Origin of the sequence: Corynebacterium sp. HMSC075D04 (assembly GCF_001815635.1) — a bacterium.
Taxonomy (GTDB): Bacteria; Actinomycetota; Actinomycetes; order Mycobacteriales; family Mycobacteriaceae; genus Corynebacterium; species Corynebacterium coyleae.
The window spans coordinates 1-24,258 of the sequence record NZ_KV821357.1 but is presented as its reverse complement, the minus strand read 5'-3'; the positions used below and the strand labels follow the sequence as shown (position 1 = coordinate 24,258).

The 24,258-nt window shown below is 61.8% G+C and carries 22 protein-coding genes and 1 tRNA gene; 14 read left to right on the top strand and 9 right to left on the bottom strand.

Annotated elements, in window-relative coordinates:
• Positions 1 to 164: 164 nt before the first annotated feature.
• The 4 genes from HMPREF3048_RS08595 to HMPREF3048_RS08580 all read left to right on the top strand — a co-directional run bounded on the left by HMPREF3048_RS08595 (position 165) and on the right by HMPREF3048_RS08580 (position 4,772).
• Positions 165 to 1,607 carry a uridine transporter UriT gene (locus HMPREF3048_RS08595; RefSeq protein WP_371326168.1) on the top strand — a complete coding sequence of 481 codons (1,443 nt, stop codon included), beginning with the start codon at positions 165 to 167 and terminating at the stop codon, positions 1,605 to 1,607.
• Positions 1,600 to 2,538 (top strand): uridine-preferring nucleoside hydrolase UriH, encoded by a 939-nt coding sequence (locus tag HMPREF3048_RS08590; RefSeq protein WP_070771879.1) that lies wholly within the window; start codon positions 1,600 to 1,602, stop codon positions 2,536 to 2,538. Before HMPREF3048_RS08595 ends, HMPREF3048_RS08590 begins: the two co-directional genes overlap by 8 nt.
• A 337-nt stretch (positions 2,539 to 2,875) precedes the next feature.
• Positions 2,876 to 3,811, top strand: coding sequence for a trimeric intracellular cation channel family protein (locus tag HMPREF3048_RS08585; RefSeq protein ID WP_168167348.1), 936 nt, complete (start codon positions 2,876 to 2,878; stop codon positions 3,809 to 3,811).
• Positions 3,812 to 3,836: 25 nt separating this feature from the next.
• Positions 3,837 to 4,772 carry a DMT family transporter gene (locus HMPREF3048_RS08580; protein WP_070614628.1) on the top strand — a complete coding sequence of 312 codons (936 nt, stop codon included), beginning with the start codon at positions 3,837 to 3,839 and terminating at the stop codon, positions 4,770 to 4,772.
• Between the two features lie 26 nt (positions 4,773 to 4,798).
• Here HMPREF3048_RS08580 and HMPREF3048_RS08575 read toward each other — a convergent pair whose 3' ends face one another.
• Positions 4,799 to 7,396 (bottom strand): AAA family ATPase, encoded by a 2,598-nt coding sequence (locus tag HMPREF3048_RS08575; protein ID WP_070771877.1) that lies wholly within the window; start codon positions 7,394 to 7,396, stop codon positions 4,799 to 4,801.
• A gap of 486 nt (positions 7,397 to 7,882) precedes the next feature.
• Here HMPREF3048_RS08575 and HMPREF3048_RS12115 point away from each other — a divergent pair, with 486 nt between their 5' ends.
• Positions 7,883 to 8,092 carry a hypothetical protein gene (locus tag HMPREF3048_RS12115; protein WP_141758892.1) on the top strand — a complete coding sequence of 70 codons (210 nt, stop codon included), beginning with the start codon at positions 7,883 to 7,885 and terminating at the stop codon, positions 8,090 to 8,092.
• Positions 8,082 to 9,473: an NAD-dependent succinate-semialdehyde dehydrogenase gene (locus tag HMPREF3048_RS08565; protein ID WP_070771889.1), complete on the top strand. Its 1,392-nt coding sequence runs from the start codon at positions 8,082 to 8,084 to the stop codon at positions 9,471 to 9,473. Before HMPREF3048_RS12115 ends, HMPREF3048_RS08565 begins: the two co-directional genes overlap by 11 nt.
• An 11-nt stretch (positions 9,474 to 9,484) precedes the next feature.
• Here HMPREF3048_RS08565 and HMPREF3048_RS08560 read toward each other — a convergent pair whose 3' ends face one another.
• Positions 9,485 to 10,285, bottom strand: a complete 801-nt coding sequence (locus tag HMPREF3048_RS08560; RefSeq protein WP_070771876.1) for an HAD-IIA family hydrolase — start codon at positions 10,283 to 10,285, stop codon at positions 9,485 to 9,487.
• Complete coding sequence (locus tag HMPREF3048_RS08555) at positions 10,282 to 10,557, bottom strand: acyl carrier protein (RefSeq protein ID WP_070614626.1); 276 nt, start codon at positions 10,555 to 10,557, stop codon at positions 10,282 to 10,284. Before HMPREF3048_RS08555 ends, HMPREF3048_RS08560 begins: the two co-directional genes overlap by 4 nt.
• 17 nt (positions 10,558 to 10,574) lie before the next feature.
• On the opposite strand from HMPREF3048_RS08555, the gene HMPREF3048_RS08550 reads away from it, so the two are divergent.
• Both HMPREF3048_RS08550 and HMPREF3048_RS08545 read left to right on the top strand, forming a co-directional pair.
• Positions 10,575 to 11,396, top strand: coding sequence for a YPDG domain-containing protein (locus HMPREF3048_RS08550; protein ID WP_070771875.1), 822 nt, complete (start codon positions 10,575 to 10,577; stop codon positions 11,394 to 11,396).
• Positions 11,393 to 12,250, top strand: a complete 858-nt coding sequence (locus HMPREF3048_RS08545; protein ID WP_083284836.1) for an alpha/beta fold hydrolase — start codon at positions 11,393 to 11,395, stop codon at positions 12,248 to 12,250. The genes HMPREF3048_RS08550 and HMPREF3048_RS08545 overlap by 4 nt, the downstream gene beginning before the upstream one ends.
• Before the next feature lie 377 nt (positions 12,251 to 12,627).
• Here the strand turns inward: HMPREF3048_RS08545 and aceE are convergent, their stop codons facing one another.
• Complete coding sequence (gene aceE / locus HMPREF3048_RS08540) at positions 12,628 to 15,423, bottom strand: pyruvate dehydrogenase (acetyl-transferring), homodimeric type (RefSeq protein WP_070771888.1); 2,796 nt, start codon at positions 15,421 to 15,423, stop codon at positions 12,628 to 12,630.
• A 195-nt stretch (positions 15,424 to 15,618) separates the two neighbouring features.
• Here aceE and HMPREF3048_RS08535 point away from each other — a divergent pair, with 195 nt between their 5' ends.
• The 3 genes from HMPREF3048_RS08535 (at position 15,619) to HMPREF3048_RS12110 (ending at position 17,042) form a co-directional block, all read left to right on the top strand.
• On the top strand, positions 15,619 to 16,023 hold the full coding sequence (locus HMPREF3048_RS08535; RefSeq protein ID WP_244268623.1) for a DUF3052 domain-containing protein: 405 nt from the start codon (positions 15,619 to 15,621) through the stop codon (positions 16,021 to 16,023).
• Between the two features lie 64 nt (positions 16,024 to 16,087).
• A tRNA-Val gene (locus HMPREF3048_RS08530) sits at positions 16,088 to 16,163 on the top strand.
• A gap of 267 nt (positions 16,164 to 16,430) precedes the next feature.
• The gene (locus HMPREF3048_RS12110; protein WP_141740818.1) at positions 16,431 to 17,042 is read left to right on the top strand and encodes a hypothetical protein; all 612 of its coding nucleotides are present in this window, start codon (positions 16,431 to 16,433) and stop codon (positions 17,040 to 17,042) included.
• A 489-nt stretch (positions 17,043 to 17,531) separates the two neighbouring features.
• Here HMPREF3048_RS12110 and HMPREF3048_RS08525 read toward each other — a convergent pair whose 3' ends face one another.
• The 5 genes from HMPREF3048_RS08525 to HMPREF3048_RS08505 form a co-directional block, all read right to left on the bottom strand.
• Positions 17,532 to 18,422 (bottom strand): IS1249 family transposase, encoded by an 891-nt coding sequence (locus HMPREF3048_RS08525; RefSeq protein ID WP_256380740.1) that lies wholly within the window; start codon positions 18,420 to 18,422, stop codon positions 17,532 to 17,534.
• A 260-nt stretch (positions 18,423 to 18,682) separates the two neighbouring features.
• Entirely contained in the window at positions 18,683 to 19,078 is a 396-nt protein-coding gene (locus HMPREF3048_RS08520; protein ID WP_070570161.1) for a hypothetical protein, read from the bottom strand.
• A 30-nt stretch (positions 19,079 to 19,108) separates the two neighbouring features.
• On the bottom strand, positions 19,109 to 20,074 hold the full coding sequence (locus tag HMPREF3048_RS08515; protein WP_246818882.1) for an SURF1 family cytochrome oxidase biogenesis protein: 966 nt from the start codon (positions 20,072 to 20,074) through the stop codon (positions 19,109 to 19,111).
• A 6-nt stretch (positions 20,075 to 20,080) separates the two neighbouring features.
• Positions 20,081 to 20,548 (bottom strand): low molecular weight protein-tyrosine-phosphatase, encoded by a 468-nt coding sequence (locus tag HMPREF3048_RS08510; protein WP_070771873.1) that lies wholly within the window; start codon positions 20,546 to 20,548, stop codon positions 20,081 to 20,083.
• Positions 20,535 to 21,170, bottom strand: a complete 636-nt coding sequence (locus HMPREF3048_RS08505) for an HAD hydrolase-like protein (RefSeq protein WP_070771872.1) — start codon at positions 21,168 to 21,170, stop codon at positions 20,535 to 20,537. Before HMPREF3048_RS08505 ends, HMPREF3048_RS08510 begins: the two co-directional genes overlap by 14 nt.
• A gap of 36 nt (positions 21,171 to 21,206) precedes the next feature.
• On the opposite strand from HMPREF3048_RS08505, the gene HMPREF3048_RS08500 reads away from it, so the two are divergent.
• From HMPREF3048_RS08500 to HMPREF3048_RS08490, 3 genes are read left to right on the top strand one after another with little or no spacing between them, the layout of a single operon-like run.
• Positions 21,207 to 22,343: a Nif3-like dinuclear metal center hexameric protein gene (locus HMPREF3048_RS08500; RefSeq protein WP_070771871.1), complete on the top strand. Its 1,137-nt coding sequence runs from the start codon at positions 21,207 to 21,209 to the stop codon at positions 22,341 to 22,343.
• 10 nt (positions 22,344 to 22,353) lie between these two features.
• On the top strand, positions 22,354 to 23,043 hold the full coding sequence (locus HMPREF3048_RS08495; RefSeq protein ID WP_070422131.1) for a zinc ribbon domain-containing protein: 690 nt from the start codon (positions 22,354 to 22,356) through the stop codon (positions 23,041 to 23,043).
• Positions 23,044 to 24,204 carry a bifunctional RNase H/acid phosphatase gene (locus HMPREF3048_RS08490; protein ID WP_070771870.1) on the top strand — a complete coding sequence of 387 codons (1,161 nt, stop codon included), beginning with the start codon at positions 23,044 to 23,046 and terminating at the stop codon, positions 24,202 to 24,204.
• Positions 24,205 to 24,258: the final 54 nt, after the last annotated feature.

Below are 24,258 nucleotides of genomic sequence, written 5' to 3'. Positions count from 1 at the left end.
TCGGAAAAATCGAGCGATTTGAGCCGAAACGCTGTGACCAGGGATTACGCATATCGAGCCCTGCATATGAACGGAAAGACGCTGCTTGAGGGGCGCTCGCAATGCTCGGCGACGCACCGGAACCGAGGCGGGCGGTGCGCGGAGGGCTGTTTTACACTGCACGCATGACTATGACGAACACCTCGCTACCAGCAGCGGGGCAGAAGCTTCCGACCAATCAGGTCGTGCCCCTGATGACAGCGCTGCTGGTGGCTGTCTTCGCATTCCAACTCAACGCGTCCATGCTGTCGCCGGCGCTGGCGACCATGGAGGTCGAACTTGACGCGACCACCGCGCAGATCGGCATGACGCAGACGGCGTTCTTCACCGCCGCGGCTGTGTTTGCGCTGTTTATGCCGCGTTGGGGTGACTTGATTGGGCGTCGCAAGGTGTTGGTGACCATGATGGCGGTCACGGTGATCGGCTCGGTCGTGGCGGCGCTGGCTACGAACGTGACCATGCTGTTCATCGGCCGTGTCATCCAGGGCGTGTCCGGGCCGACGGTGGCGCTGACCTCCGTCATGCTGCGCCAGGCTGTGCGTGAGGAGAAGCAGTTCGCGTTCCTGGTGGGCATTCTGACCTCGGTCAACGGCGGTATCGCGGGTGTGGACGCGCTGCTGGGCGGCTGGCTTACCGACGCCTTCGGCTTCCGCTCCCTCTTCTGGGTCATCGGCGCCTCCGCCCTCATCGCCGTGTTCGCCGTGCAGTTCGGTGTGCCGGAGACCAAGTCGAATGAGTTGCAGCCGATGGACTGGAAGGGCGTTGTCGGCCTGGTTATCGGTGCCGCCGCAATCCTGACCGCGCTGAACATGGCCGGCGAGCTCGCCGCCGCCAACTGGGTCATGGTCATCATCCTGCTGGCCATCGGCGCGGCGTCGCTGGTGTGGTTCTGGCGCACCGAGAAGTCCACCCCGCACCCGCTGATGTCCACCGAACTGCTCACCCAGCGCCGCACCTGGGCGCTGCTGCTCACCACCACCCTCACCATGACTGGTGTGTTCGCCGTCATGAACGGCCTCGTGCCCAACCTCGCGCAGGACGCTGAGGCCGGCCCGGGCATGTCCGCCGGTGTCGTGTCCTGGTGGACGCTTACCCCGTACGCGCTCGCCGGCCTGGTCATGGGCCCCATTGCCGGCTGGCTTGCCGGCCGCGTGGGCTACAAGATCATCCTGCAGATCGGTATCGCGGGTGCGGCGTTGTCGGTGCTGTTCGGTGTGGTAGTCGTCGGCAATGCGACGCCCGCGCTGCTGCTGGCCATGTCGATCCTCGCCGGCATCACCTACGCCGGCATGGGCAACATCATGCTCGGCTCGCTTGGCGTCGTGCTTGCGCCGAAGCACAACCAGGGCTACCTGCCGGGGCTGAACGGCGGCGCGTTCAACCTGGGCGCGGGCCTGTCGTTCACGATCATCTTCGCCGTGTTCACTGCCACCAACGGTAGCTACCGCGCAGGCATGATCGCCGGCGCAATCCTGCTCGGCTGCGCATTCGCAGCGTCGTTCCTGATCCCGAAGCCGGAGACCATCCCGGACACGCTCGCCGCCGAGGACGTGGCTGCCCGTGCGTAAGATCATCATCGACTGCGACCCTGGCCACGATGACGCCGTCGCCATCCTGCTCGCGCTTGGCAATCCAGACATTGAGCTCCTTGGCTTAACGACGATCGGCGGCAACCACACCATCGATAAAGTCACCCACAACGCACTCCAGGTGCTGACCATCGCCGGGGCCACCAACGTGCCCGTCTATCGGGGTGCGACGCGACCACTCATCAACGAGGTCGTCACCGCCGAGGACATCCACGGCGATACCGGCATGGAAATCCACGGCTACGACCTGCCCGAACCAGAGGTTGGGGTGGAGGATGAGCATGCGGTGCGGTGGATCGTCGATACGCTGATGCGCGAAGAACCCGGCACCGTGACGCTGGTGCCGACCGGGCCGCTGACCAACATCGCGCTGGCCGTGCGCATGGAGCCGCGGATCGTCTCGCGCGTGCGCGAAGTCGTGCTCATGGGCGGGGCGTACGGCACCGGCAACTGGACCGCGTCTGCCGAGTTCAACACGTGGGTGGACCCCGAGGCCGCCGCGATCGTCTTCGGCGAGGACTGGCCGGTGGTCATGGTTGGCCTGGACCTCACTCACCAGGCGCTGGCGACGCCGGAGGTGGAGTCGCGCTTCGCTGCGCTGGGCACCTCCGTCGGCGACTTCTGCGTCGGACTCATCGACGCCTTCCGCCGCAACTACAAAGACGCCCAAGGCTTCGACAACCCACCAGTTCACGACCCCTGCGCCGTCGCCTACGTCATCGACCCCTCCGTCGTCGAAACCGTGGCCGTGCCCCTGTCCGTGGAGCTGTCGGGTGCGCTGACTCGCGGGCGGACCGTGGCGGACTTCCGGGTGCTCGACCCGTCCGACTGCAACACGTCCGTGGCCACGCGCCTGGACGTGGAGCGCTTCTGGGACCTCGTCGTCGACGCAGTCCAGCGCCTGGGGTAGGGGCGGGGCGCTTCGGGCGCAGGCCTGCCCCGTCTTCTCGGCCAAACGGCACATTTCGCTGATTTTGGGCGAGATGCGCGGTGTTGGATGTGCCGTTTAGCTTTGCGACGCCACCTTCCCGACCCCACCCAACACATGGTGAGAACGTAACGGTGAGGACGGCAAAATATCGGCATCTTCACCGTTGTATTCTCACCATGTGTGTGTCCGAGCGTGTCTGGCGGTACCGGCAACCACGCCAAACCGGCGACACCTACGCACACGTCCCACACCGTCATCACCGGCGCCCGGGACCGAACGCCGGGAATTACAGGAGTAAACCACTACGATGACGCGCATGTACTTCGACAACGTGTTCACCGCCGTGGGGTTCTCGTTTGCCTTGATGGACCTTATTGGGGTGTTTTTGAATGCGCTGATGGGTGGGCTCGTCGCTAGGCGGTTGCGCTTTGACGCCGTCGGTTTCATGCTGATTTCCATCATTTCGGGCATGGCGGGCGGCATGATCCGCGACGCCCTGATCGGTGCCACGCCCGCGTCGGCGTTGCAAAACCCCTGGTACATCGGCACGGCGTTGGTGGGGTCGCTGTTTGCGTTTCTGATCCCGCTGTCGGGGCTGACGTGGGAGTTGTTCCGTTTCCACGGCGACATGATCATCGTTGGCGTGTGGGCGGTGACGGGCACGGTGACGGCGATGCGTGCCGACATCACGTGGTTCGGCTGCATCCTCATGGGTGTGCTCACGGCGACGGGCGGCATGGTGATTCGCGAGATGATGATCGGCCAGATCCCGTCCATACTTATCGACCGCCAGTGGTACGTCGTGCCGGCGATTGTGGCGTCGATTAGCGTGCAACTGTTTTACGACCTGGGGTTGGAGTCCGTGGGCCTCGCGGTGTCCGCTCTGATTGGTTTCGGCCTCGGCGTGGCGGCGTACTGGTTCGGCTGGCACGTGCCCGGCATCGAGGCGCTGGCGAACGTCGACGATTTCTTCACCCGCATCAAACACCGCGTCGGCGACCGCCTCCCACGCACCCCCAGCGCCCTGCGCCAACGTGCCGAGCGCGCACAACGCCCCGGCATGCTCGTGAACGCGCCGACGCGCAAAGACATCCACGACATTCTGGGCAATCGTATCGACGACCGCAGCAACGTCACCCACGAAGAATTCCTCGACGCCCTCTACCGTGCCTACATCGACCCGACCGGGCCGGGAGGCGCTGGCGGTGCGGGCTCTGGTGCGGACTCAGGTGCGGGCGACCGCAAGAAGTAACCCACCCGTATGAAACCATAGGCGGGTGCTTCTCCTTGTTGCGCTCGCCGTCGGCGGGCTGATTCCAATTCAAACCGCGGCCAACTCGCGCCTGCGTCTCAGCGTGGGCAACTATCCGGTTGTGTCGGCGCTGATTTCGTTTTCGGTGGCGTTGCTCGTCGCTATCGTGGCGACCACCATTCTGCAGGGCAACCCGCTACCACAGTTCGCGCCGGGTACGTCCGCGCCGTGGTGGACGTGGCTCGGCGGTGTGATGGGCGTGTGCTTCGTGCTGGGCAACATTCTGCTGTTTCCACGCCTTGGCGCGGTGCAGACGGTGGTGTTGCCGATCCTTGGGCAGGTGGTGATGGGCCTGATCATCGACTGGTTTGGGTTGTTCGGAGCACCGCGTATCGACGTCACCCCGCCCCGCATCGCCGGCGCCATCGTCGTGTTCGTCGGCATCGTTGTGGTGCTGCGCGCAGGCAAGTCAGGGAAGGGCGCGGCTGCTGCCGCTGCATCTGGCGACGCCACCGGCCTCGAACTCTGGCTCTTCCGCCTCTTGGGCGTCTTAGTCGGCGTCGGCTCCGCGGTGCAGACCGCAGTGAACGGATACCTAGGAACGATCGCCGGCTCCTCCCTCCACGCCGGCGAAATCAATCTCTCCGTCGGCGTGGTGCTGTTGCTGATCGCCGCGTTTGTCACCTCACCGAAGCAGTTCACCCGCAAGCCGACGCCGGGCCCGGCCTGGATGTGGCTCGGCGGCCTCGTCGGCGCGATCTTCGTGATCTCCGGCGCGACCCTCTCACCGATCCTCGGCACCGGCACGACCGTGATCGCCTTCAACGCTGGCACCATCGCCGCCGGTCAGGTCCTCGAGGCCCGCGGCGCCTTCGGTGCCCGCAAGAACCCGCTCACCGCCACGCGTCTCGTCGGGCTGGTCGTGATCTTCCTTGGCGTCCTCGCCGTGCGGTTGCTGTAGGGAAAGACGCGCCATTTAACCGAAGTTTAGGCCTCTTGCCGATCCGTAACCTGCTCTTCCTCTAGTTTTGCCTTGAGGTGCTCGATCATTTTGGACGCAATTCTGATATTCTCCTGCCGGACTTCCGTAAGTATCTTGTCCCATTCCTCAACAAGAGAGCCATCCCCAACCAAATCTTTGAAGTAATGTGGCGCGATCAAATGGTCGACAGTAATCTCGTTGTCTTCGGGCCACATTTGATCGATTGTTGAGTGGATTTCCTCCAATTCTGTAAAGGTGGGCACGGACGTCGAAGCATGGCTTCCCTCGTTCAGAATCGAGTTAGATATCTGAAGTGAGGTGCTAACCAGGCGGTCAAACGAATGTTGCATATTTTGCTGCAGCCCGGTAGACGCGTGGGGCATGATGATGCGTCTCAAAAAATCTTGAATTTGGATAAGTTGGGTCCGGTACGTGTCGAGGGTCGACGTATTATCGCCCAGACTTAAACCTGACTGGTACGGGGCGCCGTTAGTGATCTGGAGTAGGAGATCGATTGAGGAAGATAGAGCAAATTCTGCGTATCGACGCAGTTGATTCGTGTACATCGACCTAGAGGCAAGAGACCATTGTTTTCTCCCATCTTGGATCTCTCTCTTAATCGCAGCTACGTTGCGGCGTGCGCTGACAATGTCCGATGGAGCGAAACGGGCGGTGGGGTAGGTGCCAGCTTCTGGTGTTAGAACCTCAATGTTGACCTGCCGGAAGCTATCTCCAAAACCACCGCCTTCAGCGAGATAGGCGGCTTCCCAACAGTGATGGACAATCGCTCGGCTGTGTGTAGCAAGCGCAACCTGTACCCCCTGGTCGATCAACGCTGGTAGTGCCTTGATGCAGAAGCTTTTTCGCGTCTGGTCATCAAGCATGTCAGTCGGATCATCAAGCCAAAGGAGACCGTCGTTTGCGGAATGCCCCGCGAACTCAATAGCCAAGGAAAGCAGATCGAGTTGAGAATCTGACATATGCCCCAATGCATGCTTCTCGGTGCGTTTCTGAGTTCCGTCCTCTGCAGCGAGCACACAAAGAAATTCAACCTTAGGTTTCGCCAGTCCAGTTTTCACATTGACTTTGAGGTCAAAATTGGTGTGACCCGGCGCCATAAGTGACCACCATTTTTCTATGGATTCCTGGATTGGTTGTATCTTTTGAAGGAGAACTCTGTCTTTTAGGTCGGAAAGTGTCTCCTTCGTCGATTCAAAATCTGAGAGAAGCGTTGGATAAAGCTGATAAGTTGACAATCGACTCCGTCTCGACGCTTCGTCATTCCCCAATTGCTCCCATGCGATCCTTTTCTTGAGAATGTCCTGGCTTTGTAAATCTTCGATTTCTTTCGATATTTCGCCAATCGCATTCTCTAGGCGTTGTTCAGTGTCTAAGCAAAGTTCCATGGTTGAAAGCGTCGCGAGGTTAGCAACTTCTGTCGTTGGGTGACCCGTTTGACCCTCGGCGGTCGTGTGCAAATTCGTTTCCTGATTGAGTAGCGAAAGTGCCTTTTTGCGAACATGGTCCAGGTTTGCCATGCTCGTCTTGAACTCGGCTACAGCATTGCTCCTCTCGTCGAGTTTGGTTAAGAAGGATTCGTATCTGGCACGCGCCTCCAGGAGTGATGCTTCGTCGTCTAGCGTCTGACTGATCTCGGAGAGCCTGTCCGAGGTGACAAGACCTGTTTTGCAGACTGGGCATTTTTCGTCAGGGGATAGAATACTTTTGAGCTCGCGAAGTATAGTGAGCGAAAGGCCTTTACCGCTCTCTTTAGGCTCTTCCACATATTCGAGAGGGGGTGGGAGCAAAAGGGGATCGCATTTGCCTTTAGCACTTTGCAGCGAACGTTGCGCCTCTGACAGCTGGCTTTTTCGCTTATAAGCGCGATCCAGCTCTTGTTCAAGATCGTCGTTACCTGAAGTCATAAAAGATGGATCTAGTTTCGAAATTTCCTTAGAAATCCCGGCGGACTCTAGGGCTTTTCCGAAATTGTTTCGGTCAATTTTGAGGCTGTCGAGGTGTTTCTTTGCGAGATTTTGTAGGTCGGTGAGCCGTTCAAATACGGGGATTGCTTCTTCGATGTTCGCAATCTGCAGTAAGGTGGTGTATCTGTCATTTGTGCCACTGGTGACACGCTGTCGAACGTTTGATCGTGAAACTGTTTTAAAGGTACTGCGTGGATTGTCCGAGACACCATCGAATTTAAACGTATCTTGATGGCCGTCTTGAAACTCCAACGTGACTTCAAGGTCGGACTCTTTCATGCCCCAGCTGGGTAAGGAATCTTGGAGCTTAGTTTCATTTTTTAGTCCAGTAAATTCGGGTCGGCTAGTTTCGCCAGACTGAATCAGCTCCAATGCCTCCGCCAGAGTGCTCTTTCCAACTCCATTTTCCGCATAAATGAGTGTGAAGTCGTTGCTCAAGTCCAAAACAGCAGGGTCTTTGTACCGGCGTATCGCTTTCAAGCGGAGCTTCTTTGCTCTAACGCAAGGGCTGTTGGACTCCCGAGGTGTGTTCGTCTTGAGTAAGGTTTCGCATGCTTCCTGGACTTCGCGCGCGAAAACCTCCACCGGATTGGTTTGGGCAGCTTCCTTCTGTTCCATAAATCAATTTTATATCGCATTTCCCCTTAGCCAGTTCGCCTAAATTCATTTGGATGTAAACAAAACCGCGCCACTAAACCTCAACCCGAGGTCGAGCAAATAGGGGGATCAAGCAGCGGTTGAGGGTTGCTCAGGGTGACTCGTGTGACGCAAGATCGGTCGCGAGCCGGAAGGGCTCAAAGAGCAACCAGAGGCCGTTGGGGAAGACGAACCTCTCGTCTCGCACTCCGCCGCCCGGGCTAGTCACCCGGACACGGATACGTCAGCCGAATCAGGCGCGCAGCCTGGGTGCGGTGAACCGTCCGACGCGGCGTCCCGCTTAGTCACCGGGGCAGGAGTGCGCCACTTTCAAGCACAGAAGGGTCCCCACCAATGACGACAACACTGGCTGCGCCCCGCGCGTGCCGTCCGACACGCAATCGACTCACGTGGACGCTCCACATTGAGGGGATGTTGGGGCGGGTGCGTGGGGTCGTCGAGAAGCAAATGCTCTTATTGCCCGAAGGCGAGCCGGGCGAGGTCTGGTTCACGCGCTGGCAGCGGCGGCCGGATCGCACGTACTCGTGCCAGGAGCAGATCCGTGCGACGGAGGCGGAGATTGAGCCGTTTCGGCGCGCGATTGAGCGCCTGGCGGCGGAGGAGAATTTCGTGGCGAGGCTGACGCAGCGCTCGTACCATGGGGCGCATGTCTACTAAATACCGAGTACAAAATCCTGTAAATAACGAGATCGTCGCAACATACGATTTTATTAGCGACGACGCCCTCGACACCGCCCTGACCACTGCAAACGACACGTTTAAGGAGTGGCGCGAGAAGCCGTTTGAGGAGCGTGCGGAGGTGCTGCGGAAGGTCGCGAAGCTTTTCGACGACAAACGCGACGAACTCACCCGCATCATCGCCGAAGAGATGGGCAAGCCGGTCGACCAGGGCGACGGCGAAATCGACGACGTAGTCGAGATTTTCAATTACTACGCCGACAACGGCGCCGAGTTCGGGGCTGACGAGGAGATCCCGAACAAGCGTGGCGGCACGTCGATTATGCGCAAGGTTCCGTTCGGCGTGATCCTGGGCATCATGCCGTGGAATTACCCGTATTACCAGGTTGCGCGCTTCGCCGCGCCCGCGCTGATGGCCGGCAACGTCGTGCTGGTCAAGCACGCGGAGATCTGCCCGCGTTCGGCGGAGGCGATCCAGAAGATTTTCGAGGAGGCCGGCGCGCCCAAGGGGCTGTTCACGAATCTGTACGCGAAGCACACGCAAATTTCGCGCATTATTAACGACGACCGCGTCCAAGGCGTTTCCCTCACTGGCTCCGAGCGCGCCGGGCGTGCCATCGCCTCCCAGGCCGGCCAGGCGCTGAAGAAGTGCGTGCTCGAGCTGGGCGGCACCGACGCCTACATCGTGCTCGACTCCACCGACGTCCCGGCCGCCGCGAAAACCGCCTGGAACAAGCGCATTTCCAACACCGGCCAGGCCTGCACCTCCAACAAGCGCATGATCGTGATGGAGGACATTTACGACGAATTCGTCGACGAACTCGTCTCCCTCGCTTCCAAGTGCGAAGCCGGCGATCCGCTCAACCCGGAGAAGGGCCGTTACTACCCGCTGTCCTCGCGCGACGCCGCCGAAAACCTCGCCCAGCAGCTGAAGATCGCCGTCTCTGAAGGCGCGAACCTGCGCGTTGGCGGCGAGGTCACCGGCAAGGGCGCCTACATCACCCCGGCCGTGATCACCGACATCCCGGTCGGTTCCGACTCCTACTACGAGGAGTTCTTCGGCCCCGTCGCCGAGGTATACAAGGTGTCCTCTGAGGAGGAGGCCATTGAGGTGGCCAACAACTCCCGCTACGGCCTCGGCGGCGCCGTGATGTCCGAGGACGTCGAGCGCGCCAAGCGCGTTGCCGACAAGGTGGACACCGGCATGATCCACGTCAACATCCCGCAGGCCCGCGGCGCCGAGCTGCCGTTCGGCGGTGTGAAGGCTTCCGGTCTGGGCCGCGAACTGGGCCCACTGGGCATGGACGAGTTTGTGAACAAGCAGCGCTTCTATATCGCCGGCTCCGACTCGGCGGTGTAAGGAGGCGCGCCCTAGTCGGCGTCGGTGTACTTGCCGTCGCCGAAGGGGTCGTGGATGCGATCCACCAGGTCCGCCACCGAGTCGAACACGGCGGTGGGGCGGTAGGGGTAGCGGGCGATCTCGGCGTCGTCGCTAATGCCGGAGCGCACAAGTACGGTGCGCATGCCGGCTTCGAGGCCGGATTTCACGTCGGTGTCCATGCGGTCGCCGATCATGACGGTGTTGTCAGAGTGGGCGCCGATGTTGTTCAGTGCGGAGCGCATCATGACGGGGTTGGGTTTGCCCACGTAGTAGGGGCGCATGCCGGTCACGGCGGTGATCATGGCGGCGACGGAACCGGTTGCGGGGACGACTCCGTTCGGGCCGGGGCCGGTCAGGTCGGGGTTCGTCGCAATGAAGCGCGAGCCGCGCCGGATCAGGTTCGAGGCGGTGGTGAGCGCTTCGAAGGAGTAGGTGCGGGTCTCGCCGAGTACGACGAAGTCGGGGTCCGCGTCGGTAAGAATCCAGCCGATTTCGTGCAGGGCCGTGGTCAGGCCGGCCTCGCCGATGACGTACGCGGAGGCTTCACCGGCTTGCTGCGAGAGAAACTTCGCGGTCGCCGTCGCCGAGGTCCAGATCCGTTCCGGTTCGATGTCCAGGCCCATGCGTTGCAGTTTCGCGGAGAGGTCGCGCGGGGTTTGCATCGAGTTGTTGGTCAGCACCATGAACTCGATTTCCTCATCGCGCAGGGTGGAGATGAACTCCTTCGCGCCGGGGATGACGGCACCTTCCTTGTGCAGGACGCCGTCCATGTCGGTCAGGTACGAGATCATTCGTGTTCCTCCAGGTAGTCGGCGAGTTCGCCGGCGGTGGGGTGGTCGGTGAGCACGGTGTCGTCGATACGCACGCCGAAAGTCTCCTCGATCCGCACGGCGAGTTCGATGCGGTCGAGGGAGGCGATTGCGGTGTCGTCGAAACGCGAGCTTTGCTTGACGACGACACCCGTCACCTCCTCAACCAATCCCGCGAGACGAGCAAACGTGTCTGCCGGGGTTTCCTCCTCGAGTTGGAGGCCACCGAGATCCAAGCGTTGCGAAAGTTCCATGCCGTTATGATAGGCCCATGCACCGCCTCGCAGTTCCGGCAGCAGCCGTTGTGATCACCAGCCTCGTCGCCCCCGTCGCCGGCGCCGCAACGATGGCGGAAACGTACAAGCCGTACTTCGCGCCGGAGACATCGCACGTGTACGGCCCGCCGGGCGACTACTACACCAACCCCGTTTACCTGGAGTTGAAGGACGTGCCGGAGGGGGCGCGGTGGAGCCTGACCGGGGAGAACACGATCCGCCACCGCTTTCAGGTGGACAAGGTGGACGACAAACTCCGGGTCAACCTCAACCTGAATGGCGATACGCCGGTGCAGCGCGGCGAGAACACGCAGCAGATTCCGGTGCGGGTGCACTTTCCGGACAACTCGACGGACCTCTATTTCCCCGAGGTCACCTTAATCCCGGACCACGCGTTTCTGTACGATCCGGAATACGACTCCGCCGAGGCCGACCCCGGCCAAACCGTAACGCTCACCCCGACCAACGTCCGCCACCTGGACCTTCCTAACGACGCGACGTGGGAGGTCAAGGGCACCTACGACTCGGTTGACCAGAAGACCGGGGCGATTACCGTGACCCTGCCCAAGGACTCCTACGACAGCGCGAACCTTGACGTGACCGCCACGTTCGCCGACGGCTCGAAGCGTTCGACGACGGCGAGGGTGACGAATACGGGACGTGGGGTCGTCGAGAAGCAAACGCCCGTGCCTGCGCCGGTGCCTGCGCCTGCAGGATCGACGCCGCTGCAAATAGTCGCGCTGGTCTTCGGCATCCTCGCCGTCATCGTCGGCATCGGCTTCGCCGCCATGCCCTACCTGGGACAACTCGGATTATGATGCGCACCGGCACCCTTGACCGCGACGGCATCACCATCCACTACTACGACGTCGGCCCCCGCGACGCCGGCCTGACCGTCGTCTACGCACACGGCTTCAACATCGCCGCCGCCGAATACAAACTGCAGGTCGAAGCCATTGCCGGCGTGCGCCAAATCCTTGTCGACGTCCGCGGCCACGGCAAAACCGGCTACGCCGACCCCAGTCTGCTCACCATCGACGCCGCCGCCGACGACATCGCCGCCGTCCTACGCCACCTCGGTATCGACGACCCCCTCATCACCGTCGGACACTCCCTCGGCGGTCCGATCTCCCTGTCGCTCATGCGCCGCCACCGGTTCAACTGGGTCGGATCCGTGCAAATCTCCAGCACCGTCGACCCCTTCACCGCCCGCGGCCTACCGCGCCTCCTCGGTGGGGGATTTGGCCGGTCCCTGGGGTGGTTTGTGGATAGGCTGCCGCACGCCGCCGAAGGCATTCGGCGCCTGGTCACCGACATGATCGCCCCGATCCTCGCACGCTGGTTCTACTTCCGGCCCGTGCCGTGGTCCCTGATCAAATTCCACGCCCGCATGATCAAAGCCACGCCGCTCGCCACCTATCGAGGCTTCTTCGACGACCTCCAAACCCACTCCGAACGCGGCGCCGCCGCCGTCCTGGCCACCATCCCCGGCTACATCCTCGTCGGCGACCGCGACAACGTCGCCCCCGTCAGCCAATCCGCCGAACTCGCCGCGATCTGGCCGGGCGCCTACTTCCAAATCCTGCCCGAGTCAGGGCACATGCCGCCTCTCGACGACCCCGACGCCGTCACCGCCGCCATCGAGCGCGTCATCGCCCTGGCGCGAGGGTAGGGCCGGCGCGACCGCGCCTGCGACAGCCACCTGCCGCCGAGGTTTCTGACACATTCCGGCAGAATCTGTCAGCGCCGGGAATCGTCGCAGGTCAGCGGGTTTTGAGGTGGGCGCCGATGTGAAGTCTGTCAGGAGCATCTGCTCCTGGCCAAAATAGTTCCCGGGTCCGCGCCGATTTGTGGAACTATTTTGGCTCCGCGCGGCTCACAAAATCGGCGACCTGGGGAAACGCAGCTGCGGAAAGTTCCAAAACCGAAGAAAGTTCCCGGCCGGGGAACTATTTTCGGAAAGGGTGGCAGGCGGAAAGACGAGCCACCTCACACAACGAAAACCGCCCCAGCCAATGAAAACAGGCCGGGGCGGTGGAGGTCAGAGAACTACTCGGCGGCGTTCTCCGGGCCCTCGTCGTCGGAGTCGAGGGTCGGCTTCGCGGCGGTCGGATCGTCGATCTTCAGATCCTTTGCAGCCTTCGCCACAACATCGCGATCGATCTTGCCTTCGTTGGCCAGGCCCATCAGGGCGGCGACGGCCATGGACTCGGCGTCGATGTTGAAGTAGCGGCGGGCGGCTTCGCGGGTGTCGGCGAAACCGAAGCCGTCGGCACCAAGCACGATGTACTGGCCCGGGACGTAGGCGCGGATCTGCTCCTGCAGGTCGGAAGCGAAATCGGAGGTCGCGATGTACGGGCCTTCGGTCTGCTTGAGCTGCTTGGTAGCAAATGCCTCTTCGACCTCTTCGCCCGGGTTGCGGAGCTGCTCGGCAGCCTTGCGCTGACCCTCGCGGGCGAGTTCGGTCCAGGAGGTGACGGAGTAGATCGCGGCACCGACGTTGTACTTCTCCTGCAGGATCTCCTGTGCGCGAAGTGCCTGCTGCATACCCACGCCGGAGGCGAGCAGGGAGACCTTGTGTTCGAGGTCCTTGCCTTCGTCGTAAAGGTAGATGCCCTTGTGCAGGCCCTCAACGTCGAGGTTGTCCGGGCGTGCCGGCTGGTGGTGCGGCTGGTTGTAGACGGTGATGTAGTACATCACGTCCTCGTCCTTGTCCGCGCCCTGGCCGTACATGCGCTCGATGCCCTTGGAGATGATGTACGGCATCTCGTAGGCGAACGCCGGGTCGTACGGGATGACGGCCGGGTTGGTGGATGCCAGAATCGGGGAGTGGCCGTCCATGTGCTGCAGGCCCTCTCCGAAGAGGGTGGTGCGGCCGGCGGTTGCGCCGACGATGAAGCCGCGGCCCATCTGGTCGCCGGCGGCCCAGAAGTTGTCGCCGGTGCGCTGGAAGCCGAACATCGAGTAGAAGATGTACATCGGGATCATCGGCTCGCCGTGGGTGGCGTACGACGTTGCTGCTGCGATGAAGGATGCGGAGGAGCCGTCCTCGTTGATGCCTTCGTGCAGGATCTGGCCATCGGTGGACTCGCGGTAGGACAGCTGCAGGTCGTGGTCGACCGGCACGTAGTTCTGGCCGTGCGGGTTGTAGATCTTCTGGGTCGGGAACCAGGAGTCGAGGCCGAAGGTACGGGCCTCGTCCGGGATGATCGGGACGATGCGCTTGCCGATCTCCTTGTCGCGCATGATCGCCTTGAACGTGCGCACGAGCGCCATGGTGGAGGCGACTTCCTGCTTGCCGGAGTCCTTGAACAGGGCCTTGAAGGTCTTTTCAAAGTCAGGCTGCTCGAGTGGGGTGTACTGCTCCCGACGCTCCGGCAGGTAGCCGCCGAGTTCCTCGCGGCGTGCCTTGAGGTACTTGATCTCCTCGGCGTCCTCGCCCGGGTGGTAGTACGGCGGCAGGTACGGATCCTTTTCCAGTTCTTCGTCGGAAATCGGGATCTGCTGCTTGTCGCGGAAGAGCTTCAGGTCTTCCAGGGCCAGCTTCTTCATCTGGTGGGTTGCGTTGCGGCCCTCGAAGTTGTGGCCGAGGCCGTAGCCCTTGACGGTGTGGGCGAGGATGACGGTCGGCTTGCCCTTGGTCTCCAAGGCGCGCTTGTAGGCGGCGTAGACCTTGCGGTAGTCGTGGCCGCCGCGGCGCAGGTTCCAGATCTCTTCGTCGGTCATGTCTTCGACGAGCTTCTTGGTGCGCTCGTCGCGGCCGAAGAAGTGTTCGCGGACGTAGGCGCCGTCGTTGGCCTTGAAGGTCTGGTAGTCGCCGTCCTTGGTGGTGTTCATGATGTGGACGAGTGCGCCGTCCTCGTCCTTCTCAAGTAGTTCGTCCCACTCGCGGCCCCAGACGACCTTGATGACGTTCCAGCCGGCACCGACGAAGAAGCTTTCCAGTTCTTGGATGATTTGGCCGTTGCCGCGCACTGGGCCGTCGAGACGCTGCAGGTTGCAGTTGATCACGAAGGTGAGGTTGTCCAGACCGTAGAGGGAAGCCATCTGGATGAGACCGCGGGATTCGGGCTCGTCCATTTCGCCGTCGCCAAGGAATGCCCAGACGTGCTGCTGGTCGGTGTCCTTGATGCCGCGGTCCTGCAGGTACTTGTTAAAGCGTGCCTGGTAGATGGCGTTCATTGGGCCAAGGCCCATGGACACGGTTGGGAACTCCCAGAAGCCCGGCATGCCGTGCGGGTGCGGGTAGGACGGCAGGCCGCCCTGCTCGCGGGAATGCTCCTGGCGGAAGCCGTCCAGGTCGTCTTCGGAGAGGCGGCCTTCGAGGAAGGCGCGGGCGTACATGCCTGGGGATGCGTGGCCCTGGAAGAAGATCTGGTCGCCGCCCTGTGGTGCGTCTTTGCCCTTGAAGAAGTGGTTGAAGCCAACTTCGTAGAGGGCTGCCGCGGAGGCGTAGGTGGAGATGTGGCCGCCAACGCCGATGCCGGGGCGCTGTGCGCGGTGCACCATGACGGCTGCGTTCCAGCGCATCCAGCGGCGGTAGCGCTTCTCAATTTGCTCGTCGCCAGGGAATTCCGGCTCGAGTTTGGTTGGGATGGTGTTCACCAGGTCCGTGGAGGACAGCGCCGGCAGTGGTACTCGCTTGGCGTTGGCGCGCTCAATGAGGCGAAGCATGAGGTAGCGGGCGCGCTCCGGGTCGGACTCCTCGAGCAGGCCGTCGAGGGAGTCCATCCACTCTTGGGTTTCCTCCGGGTCCGCGTCATGCAGGTAGGAAGCTACGCCTTCGCGCAGCGACAGGATATTCGTATCGACGTCAGAAGCGTTCTTCACGCGACCATCGATCATCTCGGTGTCCTTTTCGGCCACTTCAACCTCCTGGGTTCATCGGGGCAATACACCGACAAGGATACGTTCTTTTGGTCGCTAGTTCTTACATCGGATGGCTTTTGGTGAGACTAATTGTTGGTTTGTCGCCATTGAGCACGGTGGGGCGGTATGCTGTCGTGCATTCGTACAACTACAACTGGAGGATTTAGACACTTGAGTGCCACAGGAGTGGACACCTACGCCGACCGTTTTGGGGTTGGCCCCGACCTTGTCGTTCAGGAGATCGGCTGGGGCGAGGATGCGGATTCGTCCATCTCGGAAGCCATCGAGGATGCCATCGGAGCAATGCTTCTTGACGACGACACCCTCGAGCCCTGCGACCTCGTCCTCCTTTGGTTCCGTGAAGGCGACGGTGACCTTGTCGATGAACTCGTCGACGCCACCCGCAACCTCGGTTCCGGCGGCCGTATCTGGCTGATGACTCCTGGTGCCGGCTTCCCAGGCGTTGTCGCCCCGGGCTTGATCGCAGAGTCTGCCCAGTTGGCCGGTCTGCTGCAGACCAAGGCCGACCGCTTCGGTGACTGGCAGGGCTCTTGCCTCGCCGCCTCGAAACGGTAGTTTTTGGCGCTTAGCCTGCAGGTTTTCCTTTTCCGGTCGTGCTTTGGTAGTGTTACCGGGTAGCGCGCCGTTAGCTCAGCTGGAAGAGCAACTGGTTTACACCCAGTAGGTCGGCGGTTCGAGCCCGTCATGGCGCACCAGGTCAAGGCCCCTCTTCGGAGGGGCCTTTTCGTAGCTTGGTGTGAGTCCGCAGGCTGGGGTTAAGGGGTTAAGGCTCAAAATGTGTGTCTGCTATCGGCGTGACATTCTCATTAATGCTCTGCCGTTCATTGGGCGAAAGAATATGTTACCGTCATCTCACAAGGTGTCTTAAGTGAGCAAGAGCTCGCAGGACATCTCGACAGAGCAAGCTCTCGCAGAATATTCCTAGAAAGAGGTTAGGAATGCGCCTACTCTTTAGAAGGGCATTGGCAGTTGCACTTTCGGTATCGGCGCTAGGAATCTCCTCCCCTACGACGGTAACGGCAAAGCCAATTGACGTCGCTGAGGCGCAGATGTTATTTGCCGAGGATTCGAACCTCACCGTGGCTGAAGAGGCATCTTTTAGGGCGATGGACAGGTATGTTGATTTTGAACATGCACGGTTTGATTATCGAGCAGCTCAGTCGGATCCAGACGTGGATTCTGGTGTACTGAATGAGTTCTCAGGAACTCTTCTTGCGCAAGGCTGGAATGTTGACGCGGACGAATCAGACCTAGCGATTCTTGAACGCGAAGCGGATGCTATCGAACCGGCTATTCAGTTTTACGATGCATGTCAAGGACGGAATGGGTTCCAAAAGCTACCACCCGGTGTCTTGCTAAATAGCTGCGCGGCATCTGCACTCCAGAATGCGTACGCCGCTGGCGCTGGTGTTGCCGCGTTAGCTGCGTTAATTACTGCAGAAACAGGTGTAGGCGGGGTTCTTGCTGGCGCTATTGCTGGAGTCTTAGCGGCGGAATCTGGCATTTTAGGCATCTGCGGTTCGTGGAATCGAGGAATTAGACTTTTCCCTGGTGGAATTTGTTGGTCACAGTAGGTATAAATGCGCTTGCTACGTGTTGTCATCGGTATCATTATCGCTATAGGTGTTATCCTGAGTATTATTCAGGTAGCACTTTCTGCGTGGTCTAATCCGATTTTGTCCGTAGGTCCCATTTTATCGATTACAGGTGCTCTAGCGGGCATTTTGTACGTAGTCTTGGTGAGATACCGTGAACGAGACAGAGACTAGTATATTCAAATTCTTGCTTCCTGCGTGAGCCGCTATTCTATAACTACTATTTGAGCGTTAAGGGTCAAAAAGGGTGTCTAGCTCGGCGTGTCGCGAGGGTTAGATGTGGCCTTTTTGGATGCCGATTGAGTGGGTGTAGTTGGTGTCGATAGCGCCCTCGTAGAAGGCTGGTCGTCGAAGTTTCGTGGTCGGCTTGGTTCTCGTTTCGGGTCAGGGTGGATACTTTGGCCAGTTAGTCCTGACCCCAGTTGGGCTGCCCAGCGATCTCAACGGGGTCGTCAGGCAGTTCCGTTTTTAGGTAGAGCCACCAATCCAACATGCGGCGTTGATGTTCCCGGATCTTCCCCGGTGGGTGCGGGCCAGCAGTTTCAACTGGGCGTTGATTCCGCCTTCCGGCTGTTTGGTGGCTTTGATCCGGCTGGCGTCGAGCACACCGTCGGGTGGGGCGAGGTAGACCAACAGTAAGTTGCCCCGCCATAGGTGGTTGAGGCTGTTGTAGGCCTTGCGGGTGCGTTCATGAGTCCATGACCAGGCGCGTTGCCGTGTCGCCGGGTCGGTTGTGAACGTTTTCTGGTTCATCCAGTCACGGTAGATAGTGCCGTATTCGTGCAGTTGCGCACCCCACGCGGCCGCCTCGTCAAGATCGGTGATCTTCGTGAGGTTGAGCGCGATCTGGTAAATCGCTCGTCCTGCATCGGTGCGGGGACGTGCGGTGGTGTGCCGGCGCACCACGCGTTGGGTGTGGACGAGGCAGCGCTGCACTTTCGTTGTGGGCCAGCATGCCTTGATTGCGCTGGCAGCGCCTTGGCCGCCGTCAATGACAGGGATCAGGGGCGCGGGGATACGTTCGAGCAGTCGTTGGTAGTCGCGGGTGGTTTCACGTGTGCACCAGTGCCAAGCGATGACGTGATCCAAGGTGGCAGCAACAATCAAGCATCCGCCGGCGGTGTAGGTGCCGTCAAGAAAGACCTGGTCGTAGACCCAGCCTTCGTGCCCGATCGTGGGATCGGGGACATCAACTAGCCAGAAGTGTTCAAACCGGTGTTGCAGCGTACGCGGATGACATCCTGCTCCGGCGGCAGCGGTTTCCAAGCTCGCACCGGTTGTGAGGTGGGTGATAAATGCTGCGAAGGCAGCGGAGTTGGTGATATCGGGGAGCTGCTTGGTGGTGGAAGCGCCGCACATTTTGCACCGTCACCGGCTGCGGTTGGCGGAGGTCTTACCGTTGCGTTTCATTTCCCCACCGCATTGGCAGCGTGGTCTGTTCTTCGGCATTGATCAAGCCAACACCAGCCCCTACCACACGCTGCTGTCACCCCCCGGTTTTTCGTCACCATGGCGCGGATATAAGCCCCAGGAGCATATACTTTCAGGAAAACCCCCGATCATCTCAAACAAATCGACGAATCCAGACACACATTTTGTCGCTTAACCCGAACCGGTACCTAGAGCGATCGGTTCTCGATGGCGGCGAGGATGCCCAGTTCGAACGCCGGGGTGTTGCCGTCGAACTCCACGTCTGCGACGTCCCATTCGGAGAACTGCACCCGAGCGGAGCCGGTGGTGGCGGTGGGGGAGTCGGGGACGATGGAGATGTCGTGGAGAGAGTGGCCAAGCGCGGCGCAGGCTAAGCCGGCGCGGGCTGGCAAAGTACCGCCGTCGGACAGGGCGAAAAGGGGCTGGCCTTCGGGGTCGGTGAGAAGCGACAAGGTTGCGAAGGGGCGGTTGGCGAAGGCGACGGCGTGGTCGAAGGCGGCGTCTTCAATATCGGCTGGTTCGACGCCCGAGGCGGGGACGACGAAGGCGTCGGCGAGGGTGCGGAGGACGGAATCGAGCGACATCAAAACCCCTTCAGAGACCATGGGACAGAGTTAGCGTTCTTGTTCCTTATCGTAAGCCTTGGCCCACGGGTTGGTGCGGGAAGAACCGTAGCGCTGGCGGGAACGCGTAGGAGCCGCAGTCGGGGTCTGAGCGGACGGCGCCGGGGCGGTTTCTTCGCCGGGGACAGGGGAAGGCTCGGGGCCGCTGCCGGACACGGTGTCGTCGTTAAGCAGTTGCTTCTGTTCCTCGGCGAAGCGGCGGCGTTCGCGGCTTTCGGAGTAGAGGAAGTAGAGCAGGGCGCCGGGGGCGGCGACGCCGAACAGGATCCACTGGAGGCCGTAGGAAAGGTGGTTGCCGGTTTCGAGTTGGGGCAGGGGGATGGCGGTGAGGGTGCCGGGTTGGTCTGAGAGCAGTTGGATGTACGGCTCGACCATGACAGCGCCAGTGTCGACGCCGGACAGCTCCCCGACCTGGGCGGGGTTGATGGAGTGGACCATGTCGTAGCCCTGGTCGTGAATCGGCGCGGTGGGGTGGACGGCTTCCCCGGCGCGCAGCATGCCAGTGATGGTGACGTCGCCGGTAGGTGCTGCGTCGATGTCCGGCACACCGGTGGAGCCTTCGGCGGGGACCCAGCCGCGGTTGACAAGGATGGTGCGGCCGTCGTCAAGCGTGAACGGCGTGAGCACCTGGAACGCAGGGGTGCGGTCGACGGAACGCAGGCGAAGCAACACGTCGTTGCCCGTGTAGTGGCCGGTGGCGACCACACGTGACCATTCGTCGGCGGGTGCGAGCGTGGTGCCGGGCAGGCGGTCCACCAGCGGTTCGGGATCGTGGTCGAACGCCGCGGAGATGTGTTCGTTGCGCTCGACTAACTGTTCGTTCTTGCCGAGTTGCCAGGGCGCGAGGAACGTGAAGGCAAAGTAGGAGAAAATGCCGACGACGATCGCCGCGATGATCCAGCCGGGGTTGAGCAGTTGGCGCCACCACGGCTTTTGGGAGGACTTGTTGGCATTCACGCCCACTTAGCCTAGCTGATCGCGCACCCAGCGGATAATGCCGTCGGCGGCGGCTTCGATCTGCTCGCGCACCACGGTGAAGCCCTCGGGCCCGCCGTAGTACGGGTCGGCAACGCCAGCGCCCTCAGGTGCGGCGGGGTCGAAGGAGCGCAGCAGCCGCACCTTTTCTTCGGGCACGCCGCGCACGACCAACTCCGACACGTGGTTGGTGTCCAGCGCGACGATCAGGTCGGCTTGCTCCTGCTCGTAGCCAAACTGTTGGGCGCGGTGGGCTTCGCCGTCGTAGCCGTGGTTGGCCAGTTCGCGGCGGGCGCGTTCGTCGGCTTTGTGTCCGACGTGCCAGTCGCCGATGCCTGACGACGACACGCGCACCGCATCGCCCAGTCCCGCGTCCTCCAATTTGGAGCGCACGATGACCTCCGCCATGGGGGAGCGGCAGATGTTGCCGGTGCAGACGAAATCAATATGCAGCACGGATGATCCTTTCCAACTCGATTGCGTCCGATGCTACGTAGTCCGCCTCGTCCCATTCGGGTGCGGCGCCGTATCCCCAGGTCACGGCGACGCTTGGGATGTCGAAGGTAGTGGCGCCGGTGAAGTCGTGGGTGCGATCACCAACCATCAGGGGCCGCTCAGGCGCGACGTTGTCCAACACGTACCGGATCACGTCGGCCTTCTTGGCGCGTACGCCGTCGTTAGATGCAGCGCCCAAAAAGTCGATGTGCTCGAGTATCCCTGCGCGCTCGAGGGCGGCTCGCGCGAAGCGTTCGCTTTTCGACGTCGCCGTGCACACCCCAAAACCTTCCCCCTTCAACCTGGCCAGCAGGTCGGCCATGCCGTCGAAGACTTCGAAGCGTTGCCAGCCTTCGGTGGACATGTAGGCGGAGTAGGCCTGCATGGCTTGTTCGACCTGGTCAGGCGACATGCCGAGCGAGCGCATCGATTCCGGCATGGGTGGGCCGGGGATGCGTTTGATGAACTCCTCGTTGGGTTTGTCCCAGCCCACGGACTCTAATCCGAGGAGGAATCCGTGGCGGATGCCGGGGAAGGAGTCGATGAGGGTGCCGTCGACATCGAAAAGCAATGTGGTGTTCACACCTCACCACTGTTCCAAATTTGTAGGCTTGCTGCCATGACTGCTGTGACTGTGCAAAACGTTGTTGATGCCCTCGAGGCTGCCTACCCGCCGGCGCTGGCGGAAAGTTGGGACCAGGTTGGGCTGGTCTGCGGCGACCCTGACGCTGAGGTGACCAAGGTTGCGTTCGCGTTGGATTGCACGCTGGAGGTGGCTGAGCGGGCCGTGGCACAGGGTGCGCAACTGTTGGTTGTGCACCACCCGTTGCTGCTGCGTGGTGTGCATTCAGTGGCGGCGAACACCCCGAAAGGCAAGGTTATCCACACGTTGCTGGCTGGCGGATGCGCGCTGTTCGCCGCGCACACGAACGCTGATTCAGCGCGCCCGGGTGTGTCGGACAAACTCGCCGAACTCGTCGGCATCACCCCAGGGCGTCCGATCAAGCCGGTGCTTCTCGACGCCACCGACCGCTGGGGCGTCCACGTCCCACCCGCGGATGTCGACGCCCTGAAGCGCGCCCTGTTCGAGGCCGGCGCAGGCGAGATTGGAAACTACCGCGAGTGCGCCTTCACCACCGAGGGCACCGGCGAGTTCACCCCGGTCGAGGGCGCTGACCCCACCGACGGCACGGTCGGCGAGCACTACACCGCCCGGGAGCTACGGGTGGAGTTTGTGGCGCCGGCGAGGTTGCGGCGTGGTCTCGTCGATACGCTGCGCGCGCACCATCCGTACGAGGAGCCGGCGTTCGACATCGTGCAGGTGGAGCACACCGCGGATTTGGACAACGCGACGGGCCTCGGGCGCATCGGCACGCTCCCGGAGCCGATGACCCTGCGCGAGTTCACCCAACAGGTGGCCAACGCCCTGCCGGAGACCGCCTGGGGCGTGCGCGCCGCCGGCGATCCGGACCAGATCGTGCAAAAGGTCGCGGTGTCCTCCGGCTCCGGCGACTCGTTCCTTTCGGATGTGTCCAAGCTCGGTGTGGACGTGTATGTCACCTCCGATTTGCGCCACCACCCGGTCGACGAGCACCTGCGCGCCGGTGGGCCTGCCGTGATCGATACCGCCCACTGGGCCAGCGAGTTTCCCTGGACCGAGCAGGCAGAGAGTATCGTGGCCCCTCTAGGCGTGGACACCGAGATCCTGCACATCCGCACGGATCCCTGGACCGTGTCCGCGCACCCCGCGAACTAAAGGAGTACCGATGCACCTATCCCAAGACCTGCAACCCGTCCTCCTGGAGCTCGCGCTCGCCGACGCCGCCAAGGGCCAGACGCGCGTTCGTCCCGAAGTCCAAGAGCTACAGAAGCTTCTCGACGAACGCACGCGCATGACCGAGGCTTCCGCCTCCGCCCAACTGGCCGTGGATGACATGGAACTAGAAATCCTGCGCATCCAGGAAGACGAGCGGAAACTGAAGAAGCGCGAACTCGACGACAAGCGCCAGCTCAGTGCAGAGACCGACCCGGAGCGTCGCAAGGACCTGGAGCACGACCGCTACGCCGCGAAGTCGCGCATCGCGGACCTGCTCTACGAACTCAAGGAAGCCCACAACGAGATCGCTGCGCTGCGCAACAACCGCGACATTCACGCCGCCCGCGTCGATGAACTCAACCGCAAGGTCGAGGCCGCCCAGCGCGCCGTCGATGCGTTGCCGGAAGAAGAAGCGGTGGACACCGACGCGCTGCGTTCCCGCCTGCCGGAGGACGTGCTGAAGGCGTACGACGACATCGGCGCCGCCAAGTTCAACGGCCGCGCCTGCGGCGGCTGCTTCATCCAACTCCCGCCGTCCGAGCGCGCCGAAGTGCTCGCCGAACCGGAGGACACCCTGCCGGCTTGCCCGAACTGCGGCACCCTGCTCGTGCGCGTGAACCCAGCCACCGACGAGGTTTAAATGCAGGTCAAGATGTACTGCGACGGCGGCTCCCGCGGAAACCCGGGGGTCGCTGGATCCGGCTCCGTGGTCTACGACGCCGACGGCGAAACCCTCGGTGAGATCGCGTATGTGGTGGGCAAAAAGTCCACCAACAACGTCGCCGAATACTACGGACTGATCCGCGGGCTGGAGGCGTGCCGCGAGGTCGGCGCCACGCGGGTGGATGTATTCATGGACTCCAAGCTCGTTGTCGAGCAAATGACCGGCCGGTGGAAAATCAAACACCCGGACATGCAACAACTCGCCCGGGAAGCCCGCGACCTCGCCTCCTCCTTTGAGAAGGTCACCTACACCTGGGTTCCGCGCGCCAAGAACAAGAAGGCCGACGAGTTGTCCAACGTGGCCATGGACGCGGCCGCGCGTGGCGACAAGCCGGGGATTGTGAAGGGCACCGGCGTGTGGGGCGGCGGTGGCAAGGCTTCGGCCCAAGAGGAGAAGCCGGCGGAGGGGCCGGTCGTCGAAAAGAAAAAGCGCGATGCCGCTGGCCACTGGGCTGGAAACTCCGAACCGCGAACGCGGTTCATTCTGCTGCGGCACGGGCAGACGCAACACTCGGCCGAGATGCGTTTTTCCGGCGTTTCTAACCCGGACCTCACCGATATCGGCCGTGACCAGGCGAAGCGTGCCGCCGAGGCGCTGCGCACGTTCGGGCGCATCGACGCCATCGTTGCCTCCCCGCAAGCGCGCGCTCAGCAAACCGCGCAGTTCGCCGCCGAGGTGCTTGGCCTTGAAGTTCGTACTGACGAGGGCTTCCGCGAGCTCGACTTCGGCGACTACGAGGGCCTGACCCGCGACGAGGCGATTGCGAAGGGGGAGGAGACGTATGCGACGTGGCAGGAATCGCCAAACAACGCGCCCCCTGCCGGTGAGTCGCTGACAGCCTTCCACCGCCGCGTCACCCGCGCCCGACTGAAAATTCAGGAGCGCTACGAGGGCCAGAACGTGCTGGTGGTGACCCACATGACCCCGATCAAATCCATGGTCCGCCAGGCTCTCGGCGCGAACGCCGAACTGTTCAAGCACCTGTTTTTGGATCTTGCCAGCATCTCTGTCGTGGACTACTTCGGTGAATTCGGTGTGGTCCGCTGCGTCAACGACGTCGCCCACCACCGCGGGTAGAGGGGACTCGGGCTACGGACTGGGGGGTGTTCCTATATAGGTTGTCAACTCCGT

Bases quoted from the DNA above. Each gene is read 5' to 3' on its own strand.
- HMPREF3048_RS08595 (WP_371326168.1), top strand. From the start codon at position 165: ATGACTATGACGAACACCTCGCTACCAGCAGCGGGGCAGAAGCTTCCG.
- HMPREF3048_RS08565 (WP_070771889.1), top strand. From the start codon at position 8,082: ATGTCTACTAAATACCGAGTACAAAATCCTGTAAATAACGAGATCGTC.
- HMPREF3048_RS08575 (WP_070771877.1), bottom strand. From the start codon at position 7,396: ATGGAACAGAAGGAAGCTGCCCAAACCAATCCGGTGGAGGTTTTCGCG.
- HMPREF3048_RS08495 (WP_070422131.1), top strand. From the start codon at position 22,354: ATGCACCTATCCCAAGACCTGCAACCCGTCCTCCTGGAGCTCGCGCTC.
- HMPREF3048_RS08560 (WP_070771876.1), bottom strand. From the start codon at position 10,285: ATGATCTCGTACCTGACCGACATGGACGGCGTCCTGCACAAGGAAGGT.
- HMPREF3048_RS08585 (WP_168167348.1), top strand. From the start codon at position 2,876: ATGTACTTCGACAACGTGTTCACCGCCGTGGGGTTCTCGTTTGCCTTG.
- HMPREF3048_RS08525 (WP_256380740.1), bottom strand. From the start codon at position 18,422: ATGTGCGGCGCTTCCACCACCAAGCAGCTCCCCGATATCACCAACTCC.
- HMPREF3048_RS08555 (WP_070614626.1), bottom strand. From the start codon at position 10,557: ATGGAACTTTCGCAACGCTTGGATCTCGGTGGCCTCCAACTCGAGGAG.
- HMPREF3048_RS08520 (WP_070570161.1), bottom strand. From the start codon at position 19,078: ATGTCGCTCGATTCCGTCCTCCGCACCCTCGCCGACGCCTTCGTCGTC.
- HMPREF3048_RS08550 (WP_070771875.1), top strand. From the start codon at position 10,575: ATGCACCGCCTCGCAGTTCCGGCAGCAGCCGTTGTGATCACCAGCCTC.
- HMPREF3048_RS08490 (WP_070771870.1), top strand. From the start codon at position 23,044: ATGCAGGTCAAGATGTACTGCGACGGCGGCTCCCGCGGAAACCCGGGG.
- HMPREF3048_RS08545 (WP_083284836.1), top strand. From the start codon at position 11,393: ATGATGCGCACCGGCACCCTTGACCGCGACGGCATCACCATCCACTAC.
- HMPREF3048_RS12115 (WP_141758892.1), top strand. From the start codon at position 7,883: ATGCTCTTATTGCCCGAAGGCGAGCCGGGCGAGGTCTGGTTCACGCGC.
- HMPREF3048_RS08500 (WP_070771871.1), top strand. From the start codon at position 21,207: ATGACTGCTGTGACTGTGCAAAACGTTGTTGATGCCCTCGAGGCTGCC.
- aceE (WP_070771888.1), bottom strand. From the start codon at position 15,423: ATGATCGATGGTCGCGTGAAGAACGCTTCTGACGTCGATACGAATATC.